This window comes from Daejeonella sp. (assembly GCF_049655485.1).
Lineage (GTDB): Bacteria > Bacteroidota > Bacteroidia > Sphingobacteriales > Sphingobacteriaceae > Daejeonella.
Window position 1 is genome coordinate 1 of sequence record NZ_JBASJU010000407.1, and the last position, 4,260, is coordinate 4,260.

General features: G+C 44.1%; 2 protein-coding genes. One reads left to right on the forward strand and one right to left on the reverse strand.

Annotated features, from left to right (window positions below):
- Positions 1–76 precede the first annotated feature (76 nt).
- On the reverse strand, positions 77–1,972 hold the full coding sequence (locus tag WBJ10_RS16485; protein WP_424292270.1) for a RecQ family ATP-dependent DNA helicase: 1,896 nt from the start codon (positions 1,970–1,972) through the stop codon (positions 77–79).
- Positions 1,973–2,119: 147 nt separating this feature from the next.
- Between WBJ10_RS16485 and WBJ10_RS16490 the strand changes: the two genes are divergently transcribed.
- Positions 2,120–4,260 (forward strand): amidohydrolase family protein (locus WBJ10_RS16490; RefSeq protein ID WP_424292272.1); only part of this gene is annotated, 2,141 nt, incomplete at its 3' end.

Below are 4,260 nucleotides of genomic sequence, written 5' to 3' on the forward strand. Positions count from 1 at the left end.
AGGAGGCACGACGAAGCAATCTTTTGAACACCTAAGATTGCCGGGCTATGCTCGGGAGCACAAAAGGGGCCCATTGTTAAGAAACATAATAATACTCCCCATTAGCCTTGATCGTTCCAGCATCCAGCAACACTCGTATCATCTCAAGCTTCTCTTTATCATTACCCGAATTGATAGAATTCACCAGATCATCCAGCAGCATGGAATTACTACTCAACGCGTCGAGGATATCTTTAATAATCTCATCCCTAACAGGTTCTTTTTTGCGTTTTCGCTTGTTTTCGATACAGACATCGCAGACGCCGCACTCGGGCGCATGTATTTCGTTGAAATAGCTTAGGAGCTGCTGGCTCCTGCATTTAAAAGTTTCGGCATAGGCTATAACAGACTCAATTTGCTGCTTATTGATTTTATGGCGGTCCGCCAGGTAGCGGGCATTAATCTGCAGGTGCTGATCATCGAGACGCTGTTTTAGAAAGGTAATATGTGGCTTGTCGGTTTGTTCAGCATAATTGAGAATTTCCATTTCTTCGAGTTTACGGAGCATCCGGGATACCTCAACTTTATTCATGGAAAGCCGTTTACCAAGATCACTTTCTTTAATAGCCACAAACTGATCGAACAAACCTCCATATGAACGCAGAAGGATCTTAATAAATGAATCAAAGGCAGGCTGCTCTACCTGGAACCTGTAAATATCCTCCTGTCCTATTATTATCTGCACCCTGGACGGTAAAAAGACTGTTTCGCTCAAGGCGATATATTCATCGTGCTCCAGGAATTTAAGGGCATTGAGGGTTTTTATCGCGTCGAGCTTAAAACGATTACAAAAATCTGCAATGTCAATTTCCAGGGTTAGTCCCTCTCCAGCTCCATAAGCAAGTTGAAAGTAGTTGCCAAGATGATGATAGACTTGCTTAATTTCCTGAACGGAGGGATAACTTTGTTCCAGCTTCTTTATAAGCCGGTTTTTATCTGCATTATTGTATAGCAATACGGTATAGGCCTTTTTCTCATCACGGCCAGCCCGGCCCGCTTCCTGATAATACGCTTCCAGGCTCTCCGGAAGGTCGAGATGTACTACAAACCTCACATCTGCTTTGTCTATCCCCATCCCGAAAGCATTGGTAGCAACCATCACCCTGGTCTGAGAACTCTTCCACAACATTTGCTTTTTATTCCGGAGGGTGCTGTCGAGGCCGGCATGGTAGTATTCGGCAGAAATCCCTTCAAGATTAAGTTGCCGCGCAATTTCCTGAGTTTCCCGCCTGTTTCTGACGTAGACAATTCCGCTTCCCTTTACATTTCTTGCAATTGAATAAAGCTTGCGCAGCTTATTTTCTTCGTTATAAACCAGATATCCGAGATTCTTCCTTTCAAATGATTTTCTGAAAACGTTGACGTTCCTGAATTTGAGTTTTTCCTGGATGTCCCTAGCCACCTCTTCGGTTGCAGTTGCTGTTAAAGCCAGAACCGGTACCTTAGGATGAAGCTGGCGTAATTCAGAGATATGGAGATAAGGGGGCCGGAAATCATAACCCCACTGAGAGATACAATGAGCTTCATCTATAGCAATCAAATTCACATTCATATGCCTGATCCGTTCGCGCACCAGGTCGGAAAGCAGCCGTTCGGGAGAAAGATAAAGGAATTTAAAATCACCGTAAATACAATTGTCGAGCGCGATATCAACTTCTCTTTTCCCCATGCCTGATATGATAGCGATGGCTTTGATGCCCTTCTCCTTCAGGTTCTCCACCTGGTCTTTCATCAGCGCAATCAATGGCGACACCACAATACAAATTCCCGGTTTTACCAATGCCGGAACCTGGAAACATGCTGATTTCCCGCCGCCGGTAGGCATGAGGGCTAAGGTGTCGTGCCCGTCCAGAACGGATTGGATAATCTCTTCCTGCAGCGGGCGGAATTTGGTAAAGCCCCAGTAATGGTGCAGGATCTGATGGATAGTCATAGAAATTAGAGAATGAGCAAATTAGAGATTAGTCAATTTGCTAATTTACTCATTTGCTAATTTCCTCAATTCCTAATTTACTAATTTCCTCATTTACTCATTTGCTAATTCTCTAATTATTAAATTGCGACTCAATTTTTGAAATACATGAAGAAATCCCTGTTTATTGCATTAAGCATTATATCATCCTCACTTTTTGCCCAGCAAAACCCAAAATGGAATATTGAGAAGCCCTCCGGACCAACAAAATCGTTCTCTTTTCAAACAAATGAAGGGACCTGGATGAATCTGGACCTTAGCCCTGATGGGCAGGAGATTGTTTTCGATATGCTGGGTGACATATACAAAATCCCTGTTACAGGGGGAAAGGCCACACTACTGGCAGGCGGACTCGCTTCCGAAGTTCAGCCCAGGTTTAGCCCGAATGGGAAATTCATTTCTTATACCAGCGATAAAGATGGCGGTGATAACATTTGGATGATGAACACCGATGGCTCAGGCAAAAAAGCAATCACTAAAGAAACTTTTCGATTGCTTAATAACGCGGTTTGGACGCCAGATAACCAATACCTGATTGCCAGGAAACATTTTACGAGTTCCCGCTCGCTGGGAGCTGGTGAAATGTGGATGTACCATATCGGCGGCGGCGATGGCGTGCAGCTTACAAAACGCAAAAACGATCAGCAGGATGCTGGTGAACCAGAGGTATCTCCCGATGGAAAATACGTGTATTTTTCTGAAGATGTGAGTCCTGGCCCCACCTTTCAATATAATAAAGATCCCAATAGTGAGATCTATAATATCCGTAGGTTAAACCGGCAGACTGGGGAAATTGAAACTGTTGCTGGCGGGGATGGCGGGGCTGTAAGGCCGCAAATTTCGCCCGACGGAAAGCTTCTGGCTTTTGTTAAGCGTGTTCGTTTGAAATCGGTTCTTTTCCTTCAGGATTTGGAAACTGGTGAAGAATGGCCCGTTTATGAGGATCTTTCGCATGATCAGCAGGAAGCCTGGGCAATATTTGGACTGTATCCGAATTTTGCATGGACCCCTGATAGTAAGAACATCATCTTTTATGCAAACGGGAAGTTTAAAAACCTCGAAATACTAACGGAGTATGTCAACGATATCCCGTTTGATATCAACGCCACACTCTCAATAACAGAAGCTCTGCATTTTGAGCAAAAAGTCTATCGGGATGAGTTCGATGTGAAGATGATCCGCCAGCTGAGCACTTCCCCGGATGGCAAAATGATCGCTTTCAATGCTGCGGGGTATATCTATACAAAGGTACTTCCGGATGGCATCCCGACAAGGATCAGCACAGGAACGGACTTTGAATTTGAACCGGAATTTAGCCCGGACGGGAAGTCGATTGTTTTTGTAAGCTGGAATGATGAACAAAGAGGTTCCATCAACAAAGTGGATTTGCAAACCCAAATAGTAACTAAGTTAACTACTGAAAAGGGTTACTACTACGGGCCCAAATATTCGGGCAAAGGTGATAAAATAGTGTTTAGAAAAGGTACAGGCAATGAGGTTTTGGGCTTCGCTTTTGGTAAGAATCCGGGAATATATGTGATGCCAGCTGAAGGCGGTAAGCCAAAGCTAATTTTGAACAATGGTATACGTCCCATGTTTAATGCGGATGACAGCCGAATCTGGTTTCAGAGCGGTGAAGCGGGTAAAAAAGCGCTAAAGAGTGTCGATTTAAATGGCGGGACAGTTCGGACGCACTATACCTCGCAATATGCAAATATATTTTCCCCAAGCCCTGATGGGAAATGGATCGCATTTTCGGAACTTTTCAACGTATATATCACTCCTCTGACTACTACCGGTTCGGCTATGGACTTATCGGCGAATAATAAGGCTATTCCTCTTTCAAAAATCACGAAAGATGCCGGCACCTATGTGCACTGGAGCAAGGATTCACAAAAACTGCATTGGACACTCGGCCCACGTTATTATTCTAAAGATATTAATACGGTATTTCCTTTCTTAGAAGGTGCTGCGGACAAATCCGCTAAAAACGATACTGCTGGGGTTAATATAGGGCTTAAGCTAAAATCGGATATTCCCGAAGGAATTATTGCTATCACCGGGGCACGTATCATTAGCATGAAAGGCGATGATGTCATCGAAAATGGGACAATTGTGATTGATAAAAACAAAATCGTTTCAATAGGCGCAAACGTGAATGTCCCCGCTGGGGCGAAAATAATTGATGGTACCGGCAAAACTATTATGCCCGGCATTGTGGATGTTCACGGACATCTGCGTGCAAGTGG